The organism is Kiritimatiellia bacterium (assembly GCA_025054615.1).
Lineage (GTDB): Bacteria > Verrucomicrobiota > Kiritimatiellia > CAIVKH01 > CAIVKH01 > JANWZO01.
In genome coordinates this window covers 1-585 of record JANWZO010000048.1, presented here as the reverse complement: position 1 = coordinate 585, position 585 = coordinate 1, and the positions used below count along the sequence as shown (strand labels likewise).

The 585-nt window shown below is 72.0% G+C and carries 2 protein-coding genes; one reads left to right on the top strand and one right to left on the bottom strand.

The window, feature by feature from the left end; translation table 11 throughout:
• A partial coding sequence (thyA, locus tag NZ740_10770) for a thymidylate synthase (protein ID MCS6772480.1) occupies nucleotides 1–400 on the top strand: 400 nt, incomplete at its 5' end.
• On the opposite strand, the gene NZ740_10765 is transcribed toward thyA, so the two are convergent.
• Nucleotides 358–585: hypothetical protein (locus tag NZ740_10765; protein ID MCS6772479.1), on the bottom strand; the 228-nt coding region annotated here is incomplete at its 5' end. The genes thyA and NZ740_10765 overlap by 43 nt on opposite strands.

Here is a 585-nt window from a genome sequence, read left to right as displayed (position 1 = left end):
GAACGTCGGCGAGCTCGACCGCATGGCGCTGCCGCCCTGCCATGTGCTCTTCCAGTTCTACGTCCACGGCGACGGCCGGCTCTCCTGCCAGCTGTACCAGCGCTCGGCGGACGCCTTCCTCGGCGTCCCCTTCAACATCGCTTCCTACGCGCTGCTCACTTGCATGCTGGCGAAGACCACGGGACTCCGGCCTGGGGAGCTGATCCATACCCTCGGCGACGCGCACCTCTATCTCAACCATCTCGACCAGGCGCGGTTGCTGCTCACCCGCGAGCCCTTCCCGCCGCCGACCCTGAAGCTCAGCGAACGGCCCCGGTCCGTGCTCGAGTTCCGCTACGAGGACATCCGGATCGAGAACTACCGGCACCACCCGCCGATCCCGGCGCCGGTGGCGGTGTAGGCGATGGACCGGAGGCCGGAGCCCGCGCGCGGAAGGCGGAAGGAGGGCGGCGCACCCGGATCGCGCCGGGGCCCAGCCGGGCAGGCGCGGGCCGGGACCGGCCGGGCGTTCTCCGGATACGAGGCAAGCGCGGCGGCCCGCGCGACGGCGAGGGGCGTCGCCACGAGGCGTCCTTTCCGGTGACG